Origin of the sequence: Psychrobacter sp. Ps6 (genome assembly GCF_022129235.1) — a bacterium.
Taxonomy (GTDB): domain Bacteria; phylum Pseudomonadota; class Gammaproteobacteria; order Pseudomonadales; family Moraxellaceae; genus Psychrobacter.
In genome coordinates, this window is the sequence record NZ_JADQAI010000087.1 from 1 (window position 1) to 1,920 (window position 1,920).

Consider the following 1,920-nt stretch of genomic DNA (forward strand, 5'->3'; position numbering starts at 1 on the left):
CCAAGCTTTTGCTGAAAAACTAACTAGCTTGGGAATACCGTGCACTGCAGCTAGCTCTGATGAGTCCATTTCTCATAAATCTATGACTCAAACAACAGCTGAACCAACTGCACAGCCACAAGCTGTAGAAGTTCAAGCTCCTGTGGAACCTTCAACCGCAGTTCCCGCTGTGAGTCAGTAATATCCAGAAATCATAAGCTGGTGAAGTTGTAACAAACTGGCTTATGGTTTTGGTTAAAAATCAAGCACCCATCACTCTTTTAACCTAATACCCGTCTATATTAGTTTCATATACTCACGTAACTCAATTTTAAACAATGACGCTTATTTGTATTCGCAGTCATTATTTTTAAATATCTTAACGGAGGATAAATGGAATTTAGGCGGAAATCATTTGATGGTCATATGATGGATTCAGTTCGAATTGCGTTACTAATTATTATTGTTTTTTCTTTGCTTAATTTTACTCATTATTATATGACATTAAGAGTCTTTCGAGACAATATGATCAATACAACCTTGTATAGAACAACAAATTATATCTCTCGGACAATGCAAGATGTGAATAATACATATACCTATGCAAGTCATACGCTGGCCGATATTTATTCCTATCGAATACAGACTGATTACGATCCAGAAGGACTATCACTTGAACTGAAAGAAACGCAAAAAAACTTTTCTGTAAAAACAATTGGTTTAGTTGATATCAGGAAGAATTTATATTTAGATAATTTTGGGCGAGTTTTAACTATTGATATCACATCAGAGCGGGATAAATGGATCCAAGATATTATTGATATGCCTGATGATTCTAGATATTACCTTTACGATCCTGATACCTTAGAATATGAAACACTGTATTCTTTCTATTATGATCACAAAATTAGAGACGATAATAACCAAGTTATAGGTATTCTTGGCGTTGGGATAGATTACGAAGCCTTCTACAACCGTATACAAGGGTTAGATGAGAAAATTCGGATGTATTTTGTAACCCCAAGTGGTGAAATTAGGCTCCCTACAAATATTAAAGGTGTTTCTGCGTTTGAGTTGTTTCCCTATCTTTTAACCGAACAATTTTACTCAGCATTGAATTACGATCAAATTATATGGGAATATCGACATGATGAAAGTTTTCTTCTTTATTTACACTATCTAAAAGATATTAATCGCATTCTTTTATTAAAGATGGATGTAACTGACTATTATAATCAAGCAAAAATACGCCATTTTTACTCATTTCTATTGGGATTAGCGTTAACTATTGTTGTCGTTATCATAAATCTATTTGTGAATTTATATAAGAGTAATAAGTTAGAGCATACTGCCTTTTATGACTCTTTAACCCATTGCCGTAATCGTAACTATTTAGAGAGCCAAGTTAAAAAGAACAGTTATTGGCAACAGATCAGACTGAAAAGTTATTCTATGTTGATTTTTGATATTGACCATTTTAAACAGGTTAATGATACCTATGGACACGCAGAAGGTGATCGTGTCTTAAATCAGGTTGCTACGCTTGTTCGAAGTGGTTTAAGAAACAGTGATGAGTTTATTCGATTAGGCGGAGATGAATTTCTTATTTTACTTGATATGGAGGCAAAAAGAGCGATCAATGTGGCCAATCGAATTAATCAGCAAGTTGGGGAAACAACCTCAGTTTCATTGTCCGTTGGCATTACTGATATTTTAATTGAAGACAGTCTGGATTCTGCTATGGAAAGAGCCGATGCAGCATTGTATGAAGCAAAGAAAAATGGCCGAAACCAAGTCAAAGTATATTCGATGAGCTAATTTTCGTACTGTGTAGAAAAATCAGCTCAATAAGTATAACCTTTTATTTATCATTTGGTTAATTTGATAATTTCTTATTCTCAGGCATCTGCCAATTCATGAGTCCAATACAATATCACTGTT

The 1,920-nt window shown here is 34.1% G+C and carries 2 protein-coding genes; both read left to right on the forward strand.

The annotated features are described in order from the left end of the window. On the forward strand, window positions 1-181 hold a 181-nt coding region (locus I3255_RS13940), incomplete at its 5' end, for a hypothetical protein (protein WP_238039346.1). A 323-nt stretch (window positions 182-504) separates the two neighbouring features. Further along, the gene (locus I3255_RS13945) at window positions 505-1,797 is read left to right on the forward strand and encodes a sensor domain-containing diguanylate cyclase (protein ID WP_238039347.1); all 1,293 of its coding nucleotides are present in this window, start codon (window positions 505-507) and stop codon (window positions 1,795-1,797) included. The last annotated feature ends 123 nt before the right edge of the window (window positions 1,798-1,920 follow it).

Bases quoted from the DNA above. Each gene is read 5' to 3' on its own strand.
- I3255_RS13945 (WP_238039347.1), top strand. From the start codon at position 505: ATGATCAATACAACCTTGTATAGAACAACAAATTATATCTCTCGGACA.